This is a genomic window from Halosegnis sp. (genome assembly GCF_042216475.1).
Classification (GTDB): domain Archaea; phylum Halobacteriota; class Halobacteria; order Halobacteriales; family Haloarculaceae; genus Halosegnis.
In genome coordinates, this window is sequence record NZ_JBDGTV010000012.1 from 23,656 (window position 1) to 40,216 (window position 16,561).

Annotated in this window: 19 protein-coding genes; 8 read left to right on the forward strand and 11 right to left on the reverse strand. The window is 65.7% G+C overall.

What is annotated here, in order from left to right:
- Positions 1-17 precede the first annotated feature (17 nt).
- A complete protein-coding gene (locus tag ABEJ63_RS07935; protein WP_375795822.1) occupies positions 18-356 on the forward strand; it encodes a helix-turn-helix transcriptional regulator in 339 nt (112 codons plus the stop codon).
- On the opposite strand, the gene ABEJ63_RS07940 is transcribed toward ABEJ63_RS07935, so the two are convergent.
- The 3 genes from ABEJ63_RS07940 to ABEJ63_RS07950 are packed head-to-tail and all read right to left on the reverse strand — an operon-like array spanning position 357 to position 3,228.
- Complete coding sequence (locus ABEJ63_RS07940) at positions 357-803, reverse strand: MaoC/PaaZ C-terminal domain-containing protein (RefSeq protein ID WP_375795823.1); 447 nt, start codon at positions 801-803, stop codon at positions 357-359.
- A complete protein-coding gene (locus tag ABEJ63_RS07945; RefSeq protein WP_375795824.1) occupies positions 800-1,279 on the reverse strand; it encodes a PaaI family thioesterase in 480 nt (159 codons plus the stop codon). Before ABEJ63_RS07945 ends, ABEJ63_RS07940 begins: the two co-directional genes overlap by 4 nt.
- On the reverse strand, positions 1,276-3,228 hold the full coding sequence (locus ABEJ63_RS07950; RefSeq protein ID WP_375795825.1) for a 3-hydroxyacyl-CoA dehydrogenase/enoyl-CoA hydratase family protein: 1,953 nt from the start codon (positions 3,226-3,228) through the stop codon (positions 1,276-1,278). Before ABEJ63_RS07950 ends, ABEJ63_RS07945 begins: the two co-directional genes overlap by 4 nt.
- A gap of 171 nt (positions 3,229-3,399) precedes the next feature.
- Between ABEJ63_RS07950 and ABEJ63_RS07955 the strand changes: the two genes are divergently transcribed.
- The gene (locus ABEJ63_RS07955) at positions 3,400-3,684 is read left to right on the forward strand and encodes a DNA-directed RNA polymerase subunit L (protein WP_375795826.1); all 285 of its coding nucleotides are present in this window, start codon (positions 3,400-3,402) and stop codon (positions 3,682-3,684) included.
- Between the two features lie 56 nt (positions 3,685-3,740).
- On the opposite strand, the gene hisF is transcribed toward ABEJ63_RS07955, so the two are convergent.
- Complete coding sequence (gene hisF / locus ABEJ63_RS07960; RefSeq protein ID WP_375795827.1) at positions 3,741-4,556, reverse strand: imidazole glycerol phosphate synthase subunit HisF; 816 nt, start codon at positions 4,554-4,556, stop codon at positions 3,741-3,743.
- Positions 4,557-4,644: 88 nt separating this feature from the next.
- Here hisF and ABEJ63_RS07965 point away from each other — a divergent pair, with 88 nt between their 5' ends.
- Both ABEJ63_RS07965 and ABEJ63_RS07970 read left to right on the forward strand, forming a co-directional pair.
- The gene (locus ABEJ63_RS07965) at positions 4,645-4,809 is read left to right on the forward strand and encodes a hypothetical protein (RefSeq protein ID WP_375795828.1); all 165 of its coding nucleotides are present in this window, start codon (positions 4,645-4,647) and stop codon (positions 4,807-4,809) included.
- Between the two features lie 82 nt (positions 4,810-4,891).
- On the forward strand, positions 4,892-5,851 hold the full coding sequence (locus tag ABEJ63_RS07970; RefSeq protein ID WP_375795829.1) for an ornithine cyclodeaminase family protein: 960 nt from the start codon (positions 4,892-4,894) through the stop codon (positions 5,849-5,851).
- On the opposite strand, the gene purL is transcribed toward ABEJ63_RS07970, so the two are convergent.
- The gene (gene purL, locus ABEJ63_RS07975) at positions 5,852-7,978 is read right to left on the reverse strand and encodes a phosphoribosylformylglycinamidine synthase subunit PurL (protein WP_375795830.1); all 2,127 of its coding nucleotides are present in this window, start codon (positions 7,976-7,978) and stop codon (positions 5,852-5,854) included.
- A 122-nt stretch (positions 7,979-8,100) separates the two neighbouring features.
- Between purL and ABEJ63_RS07980 the strand changes: the two genes are divergently transcribed.
- Entirely contained in the window at positions 8,101-8,784 is a 684-nt protein-coding gene (locus tag ABEJ63_RS07980) for a PHP domain-containing protein (RefSeq protein WP_375795831.1), read from the forward strand.
- On the opposite strand, the gene ABEJ63_RS07985 is transcribed toward ABEJ63_RS07980, so the two are convergent.
- The 3 genes from ABEJ63_RS07985 to ABEJ63_RS07995 all read right to left on the reverse strand — a co-directional run bounded on the left by ABEJ63_RS07985 (position 8,781) and on the right by ABEJ63_RS07995 (position 10,684).
- On the reverse strand, positions 8,781-9,254 hold the full coding sequence (locus ABEJ63_RS07985; RefSeq protein ID WP_375795832.1) for an NUDIX hydrolase: 474 nt from the start codon (positions 9,252-9,254) through the stop codon (positions 8,781-8,783). The genes ABEJ63_RS07980 and ABEJ63_RS07985 overlap by 4 nt on opposite strands.
- A gap of 164 nt (positions 9,255-9,418) precedes the next feature.
- A complete protein-coding gene (locus ABEJ63_RS07990; RefSeq protein WP_375795833.1) occupies positions 9,419-9,670 on the reverse strand; it encodes a hypothetical protein in 252 nt (83 codons plus the stop codon).
- A 39-nt stretch (positions 9,671-9,709) separates the two neighbouring features.
- Entirely contained in the window at positions 9,710-10,684 is a 975-nt protein-coding gene (locus ABEJ63_RS07995; protein ID WP_375795834.1) for a transcription initiation factor IIB family protein, read from the reverse strand.
- A 150-nt stretch (positions 10,685-10,834) separates the two neighbouring features.
- Here ABEJ63_RS07995 and gatC point away from each other — a divergent pair, with 150 nt between their 5' ends.
- The 3 genes from gatC to ABEJ63_RS08010 all read left to right on the forward strand — a co-directional run bounded on the left by gatC (position 10,835) and on the right by ABEJ63_RS08010 (position 13,943).
- Positions 10,835-11,101, forward strand: a complete 267-nt coding sequence (gatC, locus tag ABEJ63_RS08000; RefSeq protein ID WP_375795835.1) for an Asp-tRNA(Asn)/Glu-tRNA(Gln) amidotransferase subunit GatC — start codon at positions 10,835-10,837, stop codon at positions 11,099-11,101.
- On the forward strand, positions 11,101-12,375 hold the full coding sequence (gene gatA / locus ABEJ63_RS08005; protein WP_375795836.1) for an Asp-tRNA(Asn)/Glu-tRNA(Gln) amidotransferase subunit GatA: 1,275 nt from the start codon (positions 11,101-11,103) through the stop codon (positions 12,373-12,375). Before gatC ends, gatA begins: the two co-directional genes overlap by 1 nt.
- Before the next feature lie 86 nt (positions 12,376-12,461).
- On the forward strand, positions 12,462-13,943 hold the full coding sequence (locus ABEJ63_RS08010; RefSeq protein WP_375795837.1) for an FAD-binding domain-containing protein: 1,482 nt from the start codon (positions 12,462-12,464) through the stop codon (positions 13,941-13,943).
- Here the strand turns inward: ABEJ63_RS08010 and ABEJ63_RS08015 are convergent, their stop codons facing one another.
- Genes ABEJ63_RS08015 through ABEJ63_RS08025 form a run of 3 tightly spaced genes read right to left on the reverse strand, consistent with a single transcriptional unit; the run spans position 13,944 to position 16,478 of the window.
- A complete protein-coding gene (locus ABEJ63_RS08015) occupies positions 13,944-14,459 on the reverse strand; it encodes a winged helix-turn-helix domain-containing protein (protein ID WP_375795838.1) in 516 nt (171 codons plus the stop codon).
- Positions 14,460-14,496: 37 nt separating this feature from the next.
- A complete protein-coding gene (locus tag ABEJ63_RS08020; RefSeq protein ID WP_375795944.1) occupies positions 14,497-15,333 on the reverse strand; it encodes an alpha/beta fold hydrolase in 837 nt (278 codons plus the stop codon).
- Positions 15,334-15,338: 5 nt separating this feature from the next.
- Positions 15,339-16,478, reverse strand: coding sequence for an acyl-CoA dehydrogenase family protein (locus ABEJ63_RS08025; protein ID WP_375795839.1), 1,140 nt, complete (start codon positions 16,476-16,478; stop codon positions 15,339-15,341).
- Between the last annotated feature and the right edge of the window lie 83 nt (positions 16,479-16,561).

Consider the following 16,561-nt stretch of genomic DNA (forward strand, 5'->3'; position numbering starts at 1 on the left):
ACCCGCCCAGTTCACATATGGCCGAGGAACTCACCGACGAGGAAGCCCGCGGGCTCGACCTCATCACCCGTGAGGGCGGTATCCACCAGAGCGACTTCTGGAAAGAGATGGACATCGACTCTCGGAAAGGGAGCCGTATTATCGAGTCGCTGGAAGAGAAGGGGTACGTCGAGCGCGAGGAAACCGTCTACGAGGGTCACAACACCTATCTCATCGAGCCGGTTGTGAACGCCGAAGATCTCGACTTCTCCCTGCTGATGGCCGGCGACATGCTGTCGCCGTTTGTCGGCGACGAAGAAGTGAACGCTAACGCCGACCGGTTCAGTCAGTGGATAATGCAGCTGGCCTACGAGTAGTCACTCCAGCAGCGACACCGTCTCACAGGAGATGACGACGGTGCCGTCCGGCTTCACGACATCGAGCCCGTACCGGACAGTCCCAGTTCCCGCGGAGTCGGGCTTGCGCTGTTTCTCGAGCACCTCTGTCTCGACGCTGATCCGGTCGCCGATGAACGCCGGCGCACGAAATCGGAGTTCGTCGATGCCGTAGAACGCGACCACTGCATCCCGCTCTTCTGGCGACCGGTTCTGCCACAACAGCCCTGTCGCCATCGACAGGACGAGCATCCCATGGGCGATGCGCTCCCCGAACGACGAGTCGGCCATTCGGACGTCGTCCGTGTGGATGTGGTTGAAGTCGCCAGAGACGCCGGCGAAATTCACCACATCGGCTTCGGTGATCGTGCGCCCGCCTGTCTCGTCGGTCGTCCCTATCTCCACCGACTCGAAGTACGAGTCGCTCATGGGCGTCCCTCCACGCCCGACTCCCCTGTCGGATGGCGGTCGCCGGCTGCCTCGCGGAACAGCCGGTAGGTGGTGCCGCCCGTCGCGACCACCTTCCGTTCGCCTTCGTGCACACTGGTCACTTCACACTCCGTGACGCCCATGCTCTGCCCCGCACGCACCACCTCGGCCTCCACACGGATGTCGTCTGTCGCCGGCCGAACGTACCGGGTGTTGAGGTCCGTCGTCGTGAGGTTGGCCTCCGTCGGCGAGTCGAACGTCGTCCGGAGGGCGAACCCCGAGGCCGTGTCGATGACCGTCGCTGTGATGCCGCCGTGGACGGTCCCAGAGGCGATGTTGGCGAACTTCTCGTCGAACGGCACGTCGAACACAACGCGACCGCGCTCGAACGAGACAGGGGTGATGTCGAGCCACGCCAGCAGGTCGTGCCGCTCGAGTTCGGCGCTCAGCCGCTCGTAGGCGGCGTCTGTGCTCATCGCCCCTCGAACTCCGGCTCGCGATCCTCCATGAACGCGGCCGCACCTTCCTGCATGTCTTCGGTGCCGAGCAGGTGGCCGAACGCCTGTGCCTCCAGCTCGAGGCCGGCGTCGATGTCCTGATCGCGCCCGCGGTTCATCACCCGTTTGGCCTTCCGGAGGGCGACCGGCGGCCCGGTGAGCAGGTCATCGAGGAACTCCTCGACAGTGGCCTCGAACTCATCAGCGGGGACGGCCCGGTTGATGAGGCCCCAGTCTTCGGCGGTCTCGGCGTCGATACGGTTCCCCCGGAACACGAGTTCCTTCGCACGGGCGTCTGAGAGCATCCGGATCGTCCGCTGTGTGCCCCCACCGCCCGGTATCAGCCCGAGATCGATTTCCGGGAAGCCGAATTCCGAGTTCTCCGTGGCGATCCGAAGGTCACACGCGAGTGCGAGTTCGTGACCACCGCCGAGACAGAAGCCGTCGATCTTCGCCAGCGTCGGCCGCGGGTACTCCGCGACCGCCTGGAAGAACTCCGTCGGCTCATTCTCGTGGGGCTCGATGCCGGAGAAGCCGGTGATGTCTGCGCCCGCCGAGAACGCCCGGTCACCGGTCCCCTCGAAGGTGACCGCTCGCACATCGTCCGTGTCGACGGTGTCGAGCAGGTGAACCACCTCGTCCATCAGATCCTGGTTGAGCGCATTCAGCCGCTCCGGCCGGTCGAGCGTGACCGCGAGCAGCCCGTCCTCGGAGAGGTCGTACTCGATGGTCGAGTAGTGGCGCTCACCGGAGTCGCCGTACTCGTAGAAGCCACGACCGGCGTCCTCGCCGGTGTGGCCCGCCTCGACCAGGTCACGGAGGTGGTCGGAGGGTTCGTACCGCTCGTGGCCGTACTCGTCGTACAGCGATTCCAGCTTCTCTAACACGACGTCGAGCCCAATCTTGTCTGCACGGCGACAGGGGCCCTCGGGGAAGCCGGCGCCGAGCTTCATGCCCGTGTCGATGGCGTCGGCGGTGGCGACGTCGTCACCGATGAGCTTCGCCGCCTCGTTGATGATGCGTGCCTCGATGCGGAGCGTGTCGACATCTTCGCCCTGGCCAGCCTCGTAGGTCGGCCCGTCGCCGTCCTCGTAGTCGTAATAGCCCTTGCCGGTCTTCTGGCCCAGCTCTTCGGCCTCGACTTTCTCTTCGACGATTGGCGGCACGTCCTTGCCGGCCTCTTTGCGCACGTGATAGCCGATATCGATGCCGGTGAGGTCGCCCAGCTCGAACGGCCCCATCGGGTAGCCGCGCCGGTGGACCATCGCGGCGTCGACCTCCTCGATTGTGGCGACGCCCTCGGAGACCATCCAGCCGGCCTCGTCGCCGAATGGGCCGAGTACGCTGTTGACGACGAAGCCGTTGATATCTTTCTGCACGTAGATTGGCGTCTTGTCGATGGCGTTGACGAACTCGTAGGCTGCCTCGGCCGTCTCGTCGCTGGTCTGCTCGCCGTAGATGACCTCGACTAGGTCCATCTTCACCGGCGGATTGAAGAAATGCATCCCGACGACCTGGTCGGGACGGTCGGTCGCGGTTGCGATTTCGGTGATAGACAGCGAGGAGGTATTCGAGGCGAGAATCGCGTGGTCGGGCGTAAACGCGTCGAGATCCGAGAAAATGTCCTTCTTGATATCCATCTTCTCGGGCGCCGCCTCGATGACGAGATCGGCATCGTCGACGGCCGTCTCGAGATCAACCTCGGTCTCGATGCGGTCGAGGATGGCCTCGGGAGACTCGTCGAGCCGGTCTTTCTCGGCGAGCTTCTCGAGTGACCACTCGATCGACTCGTACCCGTCGTCCACGAGTTCCTGCTCGATGTCGCGCATCGTCACGTCGTAGCCGGCCAGTGCGACGACTTCGGTGATTCCGTGGCCCATGTTCCCCGCGCCGAGTACGGCGACCCGGGAGATGTCATCGACGTTCATACGGGCGCACCTGGCGCCGGACGCGTCTTAACTCCACCGCCAGCGGTTTAGCGATGTTAGCCTGGATGCGGACCTGGGCTACCGGCGTAAATACCCGGGCCCGCTCGCACAGCCGTCGTAGCCTGCGAGGGGTTCGTAAGCTACTTGCGCGGGCGTCTCCGTCCCGTATACATGGACCTGCGGGTCATCGAGAACGAGGAGACGGAACTCGCCATCGAGATCGCTGGCGAGGACCACACGTTCATGAATGTACTCAAAAGTGCGCTGCTGGAGACGGAGGGGGTCACCGCCGCCACCTACGACATGAACCCCGAACAGTCGGGAGGCCAGACGGATCCCATCCTGACAGTGAAGACGGAGGAAGGAACCGCCCCGCTTGACGCGCTAGAGGCCGCTGCCGCCGAGGTGCGCGCGAAGTCGACCGCGTTCCGTGACGCCTTCGAGGCGGCCGCCTGACGCGTGTGATATCCGCTCACCCCTGAAGAGGTGGGCGTTCGCTCGCTCCGTATCACCTACAGCCTGACGGGGACGCCCCGCTCATCGAGATACCGCTTTACCTCGCCGATGCCGAACTCGTTGAAGTGGAAAATCGAAGCCGCGAGCCCCGCGTCCGCGCCCGCCTCTGTGAACACCTCGTACATGTCCTCGGGGCCGCCACAGCCTGAGGAGGCGATAACCGGCGTCGAGACGCTCTCGCAGACAGCCCTGGTGAGCGGGATGTCGTACCCCTCTTTTGTCCCGTCGGCGTCGATACTGTTCACGAACAGCTCGCCTGCACCCCGCTGCTCGGCCTCGCGTGCCCACTCGATGACATCGAGGTCGGTCCCTTCGCGGCCGCCCTTGACCGTACACTCGAACCAGCAGGACTCTCCGTCTACCTCGACGTAGTGTTCGCCCGCCTCATCGAACCGGCGGCGGGCATCCACCGAGATGACGATACACTGCGAGCCGAACGCGCGGGCGCCCTCATTCACGAGTTCCGGCCGGGCGATTGCCCCCGAGTTGATTGACACCTTGTCCGCCCCCGCCCGGAGTGTCTCCTTGATGTCCTCCCGGGTGCGGATGCCGCCCCCCACCGTCAGCGGGATGAACACCTCGTCGGCCACCGCAGAGACCGTCTCAAGCATCGTCTCGCGACCCTCCGCACTGGCGGTGATATCGAGAAAGACGAACTCGTCTGCGCCCGCATCGTTGTACTTCTTCGCCATCTCCACGGGGTCGCCGGTGTACTCGAGATCTTCGAAATTCACCCCCGTGAAGACGGCCGCCTCGCCGTCTTCGTCGATGTCGACGTCGATACACGGAATGATGCGTTTCGTGAGTGTCATTCGATGCCCCGAGGTAGCCAGCGGCCCCGTTTGACGGTTTCGACGCCCGAACCGCAACGGCGAAGTGGGCCGGCCCGAACGCTCGGACATGACCGCAGATCACGACGACCACGAGCATCACCCACACGATGACACCGCCGAGCGCACCACGGCCCCGCAGTCCGACTACACCGGCCGCGAGGTCGCCATCGGCGCGGCCGTCGCGCTGGTCGGCCTGCTCGTCGTCTTCGCCGTCCCCCTGCTGCTCGCGTGACAGCCTCCCCGGGGTAAAGAACGGGACGTTCTCATCGCACTTCCGCAATCAGGTTCATCACCCCTCAGGGCGTCGTCGGCGTATGCTCGTCTGTTCCGACGCCGACGTGAGCGACCTCCTTGACCTGTCGGAGCTTCTGCCGGTGATCGCCGATGCCTTCGAGCGGCAGGGCCGCGGCGCGGTGGAGCGACCCGACCGCCCCCACTTCCCCGTCGGGGCCGGGCTCGACGGCGACGACCCACTTGGCACCGCCCTCACGATGCCCGCGTATCTCCACGGCGACGAGACGTACGCGACGAAGCTCGCCAGCGTCCACCCGGACAACCCACCCGAGCGACCCAGCGTCCATGCGCAAATCCTGTTGACCGACGCCCGGACGGGCGACCCAACGGCGCTGCTCGCGGGCGACCGCATCACCAACGCCCGGACCGGCTGCATCGGCGGTCTTGCCGTCGAGCGACTGGCTGAGCCACCGGTTGAGGTGGGTGTCATCGGGGCCGGTGCTCAAGCGCGCTGGCAGACGCGCGCCATCGACGCGGCCGTCGAAGTCGATACCGTCCGCATATACTCCCCCAGTGACTCCCGACACGTCTGCGCCCGTGACCTGCAGACCCGCGGAATCCCAGCTCGGTCCGTGAACGCCCCCGGCGAAGCCGTAGCGGAAGCGGACGTCGTCGTTACGGCGACGACGGCGACCGAGCCGACGTTCCCGCCCGGGGCGCTCACCGACGGGACACTCGTCGTCGCCGTCGGCGCTTACACGGCCGAGACACAGGAACTGCCACCGGCCGTCGTCGAGCGTGCAGCCCGCCCGTACGCCGACGTTCCCGACGAGGCCGCCGAAACAGGTGACCTTCTTGGAACCGACCACGTCGAACTGACTCCCTTCTCGACGGCGGTCGCCGGCGGCGAGCCCCGTGTCGGCCCTGAGGAGATAGTGCTCGTGAAGAGCGTCGGCACGGCAGTGCTGGACGCCGCAACCGGCCGACACGTGCTCGCGGCAGCCCGCGAGGCGGAGGCCGGTGAATCCGTGGAGTTGTAGCTACGACAGTTCCCGGTCGATCACGGCACGCAGGTCGGCAATCTCGTTGGCATCGTAAGCGAGGGTCGTCTCGTCAATCGAGACGGTGAGTTCACCCGAACCATCGGAGGTGCCGAGATCGACCACCGGCGCGACATCGCCGACGGCCGCCCGGACTGCCTCGGGATCGGTCGTCTCAACGACAACCCGGCCCGGCCGCTCAGCGAAGAGCCGTTCTGCCGGGCGCCCCTCACCGTCGAGCGTCACCGACGCGCCGACACTGTCAGTCACCATCTCGGCGAGCGTCGCTGCGAGGCCACCGTGACTCACGTCGTGGACGGCGGTCGTCGTTCCCTGACCAGCGACCGTCGCTACCGCCTCAACGACCGACAGTGGGTCGTCGGGAAGCGTCGGGAACGCATCGGTTCCGCCGTGACTGGCGAGATACTGACTGCCGCCCAGCGCCGCCGACGGGTCGCCGATAAAGAGGAGTCGGCCGCCGCCGTCGAGCGCAGTCCCGGGCGCGTCGTATGTCTCGCTGGTTCCGACGACGGCCAGTGTCGGCGTCGGCGCGACCGGGCCAGCCGCCGAGTCGTTGTACAGCGAGACGTTGCCGCCAACGACCGGTGTGGCCAGCGAGCGACACATGTCGGCCAGCCCATCGACGACGGCCGCAAACCCGCCGTATACGTCGGGCTTCTCGGGGTTGCCGCCGTTGAGACAGTCGACGGCCGCGAGCGGCGTCGCGCCAACAGCCGCGAGGTTTGTCGCGTTCTCCAGCGCGACCGCGCGGGCACCATCGTAGGGTGCAGCGTCCGTCCAGTTCGGATCCGCGCCTGCCGAGATCGCTACGCCTGTCTCTGCCTCGCGGACCGCCAACAGGGCGGCATCGTCGCCTGGCCGCTTCGCCGTCCGGTTGCCCACCTCGTGGTCGTACTGCCGGTAGACCCACCGTTTCGAGGCGGTATTTGGGTGGCCAACGACCGTCTCGAAGGCTGTCGCAAGGTCGGGCGTCGGGGTCGGGAGATTGCGGGACTGGGGTGTCGGTTCGGCCCGATCGAGATTGTTCATCGGTGCGCCGTCCGCCAGGAACTCCGCGGGTGCGTCCACGACCGTCTCTCCGTCGAAGGTGCAGACGTAGTTCCCGTCCGTCACCTCGCCGATGACCGACGACCCCAAGTCGAACCGGTCTGCAATCTCGCGGACGGCCGGGACATCCTCTGGCCGCACCTCGTAGCACATCCGCTCCTGTGACTCTGCAAGCAGGATCTCCAGCGCATTCATGTTCGGCTCTCGCTGGTGGACCTGCTCGAGGGTGATACGGGCGCCGAGCCCACCCTTCGCGACCAGTTCCGAGGAGGCGCCACCTAATCCCGCTGCGCCCAAATCGCGGGCTGCACGGATCAGGTCCTCATCGACGAGTCGTTCGTTTGCCTCGATGAGTAGCTTCTCGGCGTACGGGTCGCCCACCTGCACCGCCGGCCGGTCCTCCGTCTCGGCGTCCTCCGCGAGGTCCTCGCTGGCGAAGGAGGCGCCGCCGAGCCCGTCGCGACCAGTTGCGTTGCCCACGAGGACGAGTTTGTTCCCCGGTGTCGTCGCCTCGGCAGTGACGAGCCGGTCGGCGTCCGTCAGCCCGATGCAGGCGACGTTGACGAGCGGATTGCCCTCGTAGCCGTCGTGAAAGGCGACGCTGCCGGTGACCGTGGGGACGCCGATACAGTTCCCGTAGTGGCTGATGCCCTCGACGACACCCTCGAAGAGGTAGCGAGAGTGTTCGCGGTCGAAGTCGCCGAAATACAGCGAATCGGCCAGTGCAATCGGGTACGCGCCCATCGACATCGTATCGCGGACGATGCCGCCGACGCCGGTCGCTGCGCCGTCGAACGGGTCGACGTAGGATGGATGATTGTGGCTTTCGACGCCCAGTGTGAGGTAAGTCGCGTCATCGAGCGCGACGACGGCTGCGTCGTCGCCCGGCCCGACGACGACATCGTCGCTCTCGGAGGTGAACGCCGACAGCAGCGGGCGCGAGGAGCGGTACGCGCAGTGTTCACTCCAGAGGTTCTCGAACAGTGCCTCCTCCGCATCGGTGGGCTGACGACCGAGCTCCTCGGCGACGAGTTCGCGGTCTGACGGCGCGAGCGGCATTCGTGCTGGTGTCCATCGGCACCGGAGAAAACGCTTGCCATGTCCACGACCGTGCCCACACGACGGGGGGCGCTGCCTTCGGTGACCGGCGGGCTTTTTATGGCGCCGCCCCACTCTTCGCTGTGCTCCGGGCCGAGCTCCACTGTCACTCATCGCTGTCATACGATGGACGCGACCCGGTCGACATGCTGCTCGCGCAGGCAGAGGCTGTGGGGCTCGACGCGCTGGCAGTCACAGACCACGACGAAATCGACGCCAGCCTTGCAGCCGCCGAGCGCGCCTCCGACTACGGCCTCGTTGGCATTCCCGGGATGGAGGTGACCAGCGAGGCGGGGCACGTCCTCGCGCTCGGCGTTGAGGAACTCGTCCCGGCGGGACTTCCGTTCGGAGAGACACTCGACCGTATCCGCGCACAGGGCGGAATCGCCGTTGTCCCTCACCCGTTCCAGCGGTCGCGCCACGGCGTCGCCCCGCACGTCTCCGAGGCGGAACTGGCCGGCGCCGACGCTATCGAGGTGTACAATTCGCGGCTGTTTACTGGCCGCTCTAACCGGACGGCAGAACGGTTTGCCGCTGCCCGTAACCTCCCGATGACGGCCGGCTCGGACGCCCATATCGCGGAGATGGTCGGCCAGGCTGTCACGGAGATTGGCGCGACCGACCGGACAGCCGGGGCCATCCTTGAGGCGATACGCGAGGGTCGTACCTCGGTCGTCGGCAAGCGGACGCCGTGGCGCATCTCGCTGCGGCAGTTCGGCGGCGGCGTGACCCGGCGAGTGGCCCGGGCGCTACGCGCAGCGCTTTAGCGTTCGACCGTCTCGATGGCTGTCAGCCCGACCTCGACCACGTCTGCCGGCAGTTCGTCCGCCCGGGCGCGCAGGGCATCCGCGTCGAACCACTCCCATGCTGCCGGGGGGGCCTCGTCATCGCCTGCGGGGGCCACCTCGCGGCTCTCAGCTCGGCCGTAGAAGACGAAGTCGACGTGCTGGTGGCCGACCTCGTCGCCGTAGACGTTGATGTCTTCCAGCAGGAACTGCTGTGGCTGCGGGAGTGACCGGGCCGTCTCGCTCTCGAGATCGTCTGTTGGCGCGATGAGTTCTGGCTCGAGACCTGTCTCCTCGTAACACTCCCGGAGAGCGGCCTCGTGGGGGAGTTCGTCACGGTCGATGTGGCCGCCGGGAGGGAGCCACATCTCCAGGCGGTCGTGTTCGTGCAGCAGGGTCGCGCCGTCGGCGACGACGTATATCGTCGCGACGAAGTGGCGGGTCGTCTCCACACCGACCCCTCGGGGCCGGCCCACTTGACATCCTTCCTACCCTGATGGGCGAAGGTTTCCACTACAGGAACGGAACCAACACGCTTCGGGTATCCAATTGACGACGGCGATGCAGGTTCGTCCTTGAGCGCGGGGTGTTCTCGCCCGCACTCAGATACGCCCGGTCACTGCAGGTCAGGCAGCGAGACCACGCCCTCGCGGAGTGCGACGTACACCCGTTCGGCGTTGTCGAGGTCGTCCCAGTCGTCGGGTCGGGCAGACTCGGGGACGGACTCGACTTTCTCCAGCAAATCCGCCCGGATGTAGTGGTCGAACCCGCAGCCTTCCTCACAGGTCCGGACCACGCTCGGGACGCGGTACTCCCGCACGACGGCGTTACCACACTCGGGACAGACGTACTCGTAGCTCCGGACCACAGGTGGTCTACGGCCGTCGCACAGAAAACGTCGCTGTCCTCAGGTGGTGATACCGTCCTCGGCTTCCAGCAGTTCGTGGTAGCGGTTGCGGATGGTGACCTCCGAGATGTTGGCCACCTCGCTCACGTCCGACTGGGTTACCTTCTCGTTCGTCAGGAGCGACGCGGCGTAGACTGCCGCCGCCGCGAGGCCGACCGGCGACTTCCCAGAGTGGATGCCCTGCTCTTTCGCGCTCTTGAGCAGCTGGCGTGCCCGACGCTCGGCCTCGTCCGAGAGATCGAGGTCGGATGCGAACCGGGGGACGTAGCTTTCGGGGTCGGCGGGTGCGACCTCCAGGCCGAGTTCCCGAACGACATACCGGTACGTCCGCGCGATTTCGTCTTTCTCGACGCGAGAGACCTGCGTAATCTCGTCGAGCGAGCGCGGCGTGCCGGCCTGCCGGGCGGCCGCGTACAGGCTCGCCGTCGCTACCCCCTCGATGGAGCGACCCGGCAGGAGGTTCTCATTGAGCGCCCGCCGGTAGATGACGCTGGACGTCTCGCGGACATTGTCCGGGAGGCCGAGCGCGGAGGCCATCCGGTCGATCTCGCCGAGGGCCTGCTTGAGATTGCGCTCCTTGGAGTCACGGGTGCGGAACCGCTCGTTCCACGTCCGCAGCCGCTGCATCTTCTGCCGCTGGCGGTTGGACAGAGACTTGCCGTAGGCGTCTTTGTCCTGCCAGCCGATATTCGTCGACAGCCCCTTGTCGTGCATCATCTGGGTGGTGGGAGCGCCGACGCGGGATTTCTCGTCTTTCTCGGCAGAGTCGAACGCGCGCCACTCCGGCCCGCGGTCGATTTCGTCTTCCTCGATGACGAGCCCACAGTCCTCACAGACCGTTTCGCCGTGTTCCGTGTCCGTCGCGAGCGACCCACTACATTCGGGACACTCGAGTTCTTCGCCCTGCTGGCGCTCCTCGTCTCGTTCCTCCTCGTCTCGGGTCCGCTGGAAGCGTCTCACGTTCGTATCTGACATGTTGGGGTTCCGGGGGACGGCGACGGTGGTAAAACCGACCAATACATCCAATAATAGGAGACCGAGCAACTTAAATTCACGGGCGTATCAGTCCTTTGCCCCCTCTTGCGGCTTCGAAACCCTTAGCCCGCTTGCCGCGGACCGGTCGGTATGGTCAACCACGAGGAGGTCGAACGCATCGCGTCGTTGGCGCGCGTCGACCTCGACGAGACAGAAGTTGAACGGTTCGCCGAGCAGTTCGACGATATCCTCTCGTACTTTGAGGCGCTCGACGAGGTACCCGAGGTTGAGGCCGAGACGGACCTCGACAACGTGTTCCGTCCTGACGAGGTGCGCGAGGGGCTCACCCAGGAAGAGGCGCTCGCGAACGCCCCTGAAACGGAGGACGGCTACTTCAAAGGCCCAAAGGTGTCGTAATGAGTTCGGATTTAAACGCGTTCATCACCCGCGAAGAGATTCCCTCGACTGAAGAGGGTCCCCTGTCCGGCCAGACGGTCGCCATCAAGGACAACATCTCCACGGAGGGGGTTGCTACAACCTGCGGCTCAGAGATGCTCGCCGACTACGTCCCGCCCTACGACGCGACAGTGGTCGAGCGGCTGAAGACTGCCGGCGCGACCATCGTCGGCAAGACGAACATGGACGAGTTCGGGATGGGGACGACCACGGAGACATCAGCATTCGGCCCGACAGACAACCCGGCTGCGCCAGACCGGGTGCCGGGGGGCTCCTCGGGCGGGTCGGCGGCGGCGGTCGCAGCCGGCGAGGCGGACCTCGCGCTCGGATCTGATACCGGCGGTTCTGTGCGCTGTCCTGCCGCGTTCTGTGGTGTCGTCGGCATCAAACCAACTTACGGGCTGGTCTCGCGGTACGGGCTTGTTGCATACGCCAACTCGCTTGAGCAGATCGGCCCGCTTGCCCCGACCGTCGAAGAGGCGGCCGAGCTACTGGAGGTCATCGCCGGGCCCGACGAACGAGACGCCACAACCCGTGCCCCCGACGAGACGACCTACGCTGACGCCGCGGACGGCGATGTCGACGGCCTCACGATCGGTATCCCATCCCAACTGGTCGAGGGAGCCGATGATGCCGTGGTGGACCAGTTCGAAGCCGCACTGGCGACACTACGGGCGCAGGGCGCCGAGACGGTCGAAGTGTCGCTCCCCTCCGTCGAGACGGCTGTCCAGGCGTACTACGTTATCGCGATGGGTGAGGCGTCTTCGAACCTGGCGCGGTTCGACGGCGTCCGCTACGGACAGTCTGGCGGGCACGAGGGGGACTGGAACGAGACGTTCGCGGCTGCTCGCGACGCCGGCTTCGGCGAGGAGGTGAAGCGGCGCATCCTGCTCGGCACCTACGCGCTGTCGGCGGGCTACCACGACAAGTACTACGAAAAGGCGCAAGACGCCCGCGCGTGGATTCGCCGCGACTTCGCCGAGGCGTTCGAGCGGGCCGATGTCCTCGCCTCGCCAACGATGCCCGTCACCCCATTCCGGCTGGGCGAGAGTCTGGACGATCCGCTGAAGATGTATCTTGCAGACGCGAACACGACACCGGTGAATCTCGCTAACCTCCCCGCACTGTCGGTACCAGCAGGCGACACCGAGGAGGGGCCCGTCGGCCTCCAGCTCGTCGGCGAGGCGTTCGACGAGCGGACGCTCGTCCGCGCGGCCAGTGCCGTCGAGGACTGACACATAGCGAGCGAACGCCAACCCCTGAAGGGGTGGGAGACGGTCAACCGCGCTGGGCTTTTTGACCGAGCGCCCGTACGATACCCGTGGACGTGCTCGTCTGGCACCGGTCCGATTTGCGGACTGTCGATAACGCCGCGCTTGCAGCGGCCGCGGACGACGGCGACCCCGTGCCGGTGTTCTGCTTCGACCCGCACTTTTACGATGACGGTGCCGCCTGTGACGCGCGACTCCGCTTCCTCCACGAGTCGCTGGCGGATCTCCGTGCACAGTATCGCGCCCTGGGGTCGGACCTGACGCTCCTTTGTGGCGATCCGCAGGAGCGACTGGCGACACTGCTTGAGACGCACGACGCCCTCTACGTCAACCGGGACGTAACGGCCCGCTACGGGCGGGCTCGCGACGAGACCGTGTTCCAGTGGCCCGAGGTAACGGCATTCGGCGACGACGGAATCGTCCGTGAGGGTGACACGCGAGACGGCTGGCGCGAGCAGGCGACCGCGTGGATGGAGACGCCACCCCGACCGGAACCAAGTGACCTCCCCGGAAACCCGCTGGCCGACGACACCACAATCGCCGAGATAGAAGAGCGATATGACACGACCCCGACGAAGACAGCCGTCCCGTCGGGGGGTCGTTCGGCAGCACTCGAGCGGCTCGACGCCTTTCTCGACCAGATTGCTGACTACCCGACATCGGTCGCGCCGCCAGCGGCCGCCGAGGAGGGCTGCTCGCGGCTCTCCGCGTATCTGAAATTCGGCTGTCTCTCCGTCCGCGAGGTGTACAGTCGGTTGCAGGCAGCTCCCGCCTGTCGCGGCCGCGAGATGTACGAATCGCGGCTGTTCTGGAATCGCCACTACAAGCAGAAGCTCGCCGACTGGCCCGGCTGGACTGACGACGCAGTCAATCCCGTTTTCCGCGGGCTCTACCGGGCCGACCACGACCCGGACCTGCTCGCTGCATGGCAGGCGGGCCAGACTGGGTTCCCGATGGTCGACGCCGCGATGCGCGCGCTCGTCGAGACGGGATTCATCAACTTCCGGATGCGCGCGATGTGCGCAAGCATCCTCACGTACGTCCTTCGCGAGCCGTGGCAGTACGGCGCGGATTTCTTCTATCATCACCTCATCGACGCTGACCCGGGCATCAACCACACGCAGTGGCAGTCACAGGCCGGGGTCGTCGGCGTCCACCCCGTCCGAGTGTACGACCCTGCGAAGCAGGCCCGCGAGTACGATTCTGACGGCACATTCATCCGCGAGTACGTGCCCGAACTTGCCGCCCTCCCGGACGCGCACCTCCCCCGACCGGAGAAAGCACCGCTTGCCGTCCTTGAGGAGGCAGATATCACGCTTGGGGACACGTATCCCCGCCCGGTTGTCGACTACGAGCGGCGGGCAAGCGAGGCCCGGGAGCGGTTCGCCCGCCTGCACGACCGGGCCCACGAGGCGATAGCGGTGCCCGACGTATGGCAACGCGCGTCTCTCTCGCAGGACCGCCGCGAGTCGCTGCAACAACCCGATAGGTCGGCCGGGCAGGCACACCTCGACGACTTCGTCGACGAGTAGCTACGCGTCGTCGTGGAGCGTCGCCAGTATCTCCGGGTCCGTCCGGAACTTCAGCACGTTGTGCACGACGCTGTTGCGAATGTTGTCGATGACGTCGCCGTGGTTTTTGTAACACTCGTGAATCCAGCGGGACTCGGCCGACCGGGTGGGAAACATCATCACCGATTTCCACTGGTACTCGCCGTCAGAGAGGAAGTAAAACAGCGTGTTGGGCGACTCGCGGATGTACTCCATCGCGTCCCGCCAGCCGGACTCGAAGTTCTCCGTATTGAACTTGAACTCGAACAGTCCGAAGACAAAGTACTCCTCGTTGGGGATGACCGCCTCGCGGAAGACGCCGTGTTCGCGCATCCCCCGGATTGACTCGCTGACGGTGACGTGGCTCACCTCGATGCCGTGCTTCTCCTCAAGGATGCGTGCGAGGTCACGCGAGGACAGCTGTGGGTCACGCGACAGTTCCCGCAACACGAGTACGTCGCGCTCTTTGAATTCCCAGTCGGGGGCGTCGTCGTCCATGCGCGGTTCTCACCCCGGCATTATGTGTTGGTTTCGGTTAGCCGGCGAGGAACGACTGCAGTTCCTCGCGGTAGCCTTCGCCGCGGTCCTCGGGCACCCAGTGGAACGCCTCGTTGAGCCGGATCACCTCGCCGCCCACGTCCTCGGCCAGCTGCTCGCCGTATTGAATCGGCTGCATCTGGTCATCCTCTGCCCACAGACACAGGAGGTCGGCGGTGATGTCGTCGTAGGGAATCTCCATCGTGTGGTTGGTGTTCGTCGAGACGGCCGCCCGCGCGAGCGCGACCTTCCCGCCGTCCCGCTCCAGCCATGGATACTTCATTCCCGCGACGAACTCGGGGTCGGCCTCGCCGTAGGCCCCGTCTGCGAACGCGAAGTCGAGCTGGCCGTCTAGCTCCTCGTCGGAGAGCTGGGCCGTCTTCGGTAGCCCCGTCTCGACGATGAAATCTACCGGCCAGGAGTCGTAACAGACGACGTTCGAGCAGACCAGCTGATCAACCCGTTCGGGCTGGTGGGCAGCGAACCGCAGCGCGACGCCGCCGCCGATATCGTGCGCGACGAGTGAACAGGTCTCGATATCGAGTGCCGACAGCAGACCGGCAAGTGCCTGCTCTTGGGCCCGAATCGACCGGTCGAACCCTTCACCGTTCTCGCTGTTGCCGTACCCGACGAGATCCGGAACAACGACCCGGTACTCGTCGGTGAATGCAGGCGCCACCCGACGCCAGAGGTAGCCCCACGTCGGTACGCCGTGGAGGAACACGAGTGGATCCGCGTCTGTCGGGCCGGCCTCGTAGTAGGCCATCTCGACGTCGTGACCGTCCACGTCGACCGTCACCGACGACTGGGCGTCGGTCCACGCCGCGTGGTCTATCGGGCTCACAGCAGGCGGTCGGAAATGATGTTCTTCTGGATTTCCGAGGTTCCCTCGTAGATCTTGGTGATGCGGGCATCCCGGAAGAACCGCTCGACCGGGTGGTCGGTGACGTAGCCCGCACCGCCGTGGACCTGGATGGCGTCGTCCGCAACATCGACAGACATCTCGGAGGCGAACAGCTTCGCCATCGAGGCCAGCTTCACCGCTTCGTCGTCCTTACTTTCGGCAACGTGGCTGGCGGCTCGGTAGGTGAGCGACCGCGCGGCCTCGACCTGCGTCGCCATGTCGGCGACCTTGTGGCTCACTGCTTGGAACTCGCTGATCTTCTGGCCGAACTGCTCGCGCTCGCCGGCGTATTCGCGGGCAGCGTCGAGGGCACCCTGTGCGGCGCCGACTGCCTGGGCTGCGACGCTCGTCCGGCCGGCCGCGAAGAACTCCATCAGCTGGTAGAATCCCTTGTCTACCTCGCCGATGACGTTCTCTTCAGGGACGCGGACGCCGTTGAGCTGAATCTCCGCCAGGTCAGACGCCCGGATTCCGAGTTTGTTGTCGATTTTCGTCGGGACGAACCCATCACGGTCGGCGGGGACGAGGAAGGCGGTGATGCCGCGGTGGCCCTCACCGGGGCTGGTCTTTGCCATCAGCACACCCACGTCCGCGACAGTGCCGTTCGTGATCCAGGTCTTGTTGCCGTCGATAACCCACTCGTCGCCGTCCTTCTCGGCGGTCGTCTCCATCCCGGCGACATTCGAGCCGTGAGCCGGTTCGGAGATGGCCGAGAAGGAGGCCGACTCGCCGGCCGTGATGCGCGGCAGCCACTCCTCTTTCATCCACTCGTCGCCGTACTCCAGAATCATCGACGAACCGAAGCCGGCCGAGCCGATGGCACTCCCGATGCCGGGGTCAGCACGCCACAGCTCTTCGGTAACGATGGATCGCGAGATGGGGTCCATCCCCGCGCCGCCGTACTCTTCGGGGATGGAGGGAGCGACGAAGTCGTACTCTGCGGCTTTCTTGCGGAGCTCGAGCGGATACTCCTTGTTCTCGTCGTGCTCTTTCGCGACCGGCCGAATCTCCTCTTCGCCGAACTCTCGCACCGCACGGCGGACCGCGTCGTGGGCCCCGTCGGTCTTGAACGTCATAGGGGAACGTCGGATTACGATGTAAAATAGTTTCCGGCGAGCTGCGAACGTCGTTAGCCGGTTTCCGGTGGTATCGGCATCGA

What these genes read in the sequence shown, in the direction of transcription:
- ABEJ63_RS07935 (WP_375795822.1), top strand. Translation starts at nt 18, where the DNA reads ATGGCCGAGGAACTCACCGACGAGGAAGCCCGCGGGCTCGACCTCATC.
- ABEJ63_RS07940 (WP_375795823.1), bottom strand. Translation starts at nt 803, where the DNA reads ATGAGCGACTCGTACTTCGAGTCGGTGGAGATAGGGACGACCGACGAG.
- ABEJ63_RS07945 (WP_375795824.1), bottom strand. Translation starts at nt 1,279, where the DNA reads ATGAGCACAGACGCCGCCTACGAGCGGCTGAGCGCCGAACTCGAGCGG.
- ABEJ63_RS07950 (WP_375795825.1), bottom strand. Translation starts at nt 3,228, where the DNA reads ATGAACGTCGATGACATCTCCCGGGTCGCCGTACTCGGCGCGGGGAAC.
- ABEJ63_RS07955 (WP_375795826.1), top strand. Translation starts at nt 3,400, where the DNA reads ATGGACCTGCGGGTCATCGAGAACGAGGAGACGGAACTCGCCATCGAG.
- hisF (WP_375795827.1), bottom strand. Translation starts at nt 4,556, where the DNA reads ATGACACTCACGAAACGCATCATTCCGTGTATCGACGTCGACATCGAC.
- ABEJ63_RS07965 (WP_375795828.1), top strand. Translation starts at nt 4,645, where the DNA reads ATGACCGCAGATCACGACGACCACGAGCATCACCCACACGATGACACC.
- ABEJ63_RS07970 (WP_375795829.1), top strand. Translation starts at nt 4,892, where the DNA reads ATGCTCGTCTGTTCCGACGCCGACGTGAGCGACCTCCTTGACCTGTCG.
- purL (WP_375795830.1), bottom strand. Translation starts at nt 7,978, where the DNA reads ATGCCGCTCGCGCCGTCAGACCGCGAACTCGTCGCCGAGGAGCTCGGT.
- ABEJ63_RS07995 (WP_375795834.1), bottom strand. Translation starts at nt 10,684, where the DNA reads ATGTCAGATACGAACGTGAGACGCTTCCAGCGGACCCGAGACGAGGAG.
- gatC (WP_375795835.1), top strand. Translation starts at nt 10,835, where the DNA reads ATGGTCAACCACGAGGAGGTCGAACGCATCGCGTCGTTGGCGCGCGTC.
- gatA (WP_375795836.1), top strand. Translation starts at nt 11,101, where the DNA reads ATGAGTTCGGATTTAAACGCGTTCATCACCCGCGAAGAGATTCCCTCG.
- ABEJ63_RS08015 (WP_375795838.1), bottom strand. Translation starts at nt 14,459, where the DNA reads ATGGACGACGACGCCCCCGACTGGGAATTCAAAGAGCGCGACGTACTC.
- ABEJ63_RS08025 (WP_375795839.1), bottom strand. Translation starts at nt 16,478, where the DNA reads ATGACGTTCAAGACCGACGGGGCCCACGACGCGGTCCGCCGTGCGGTG.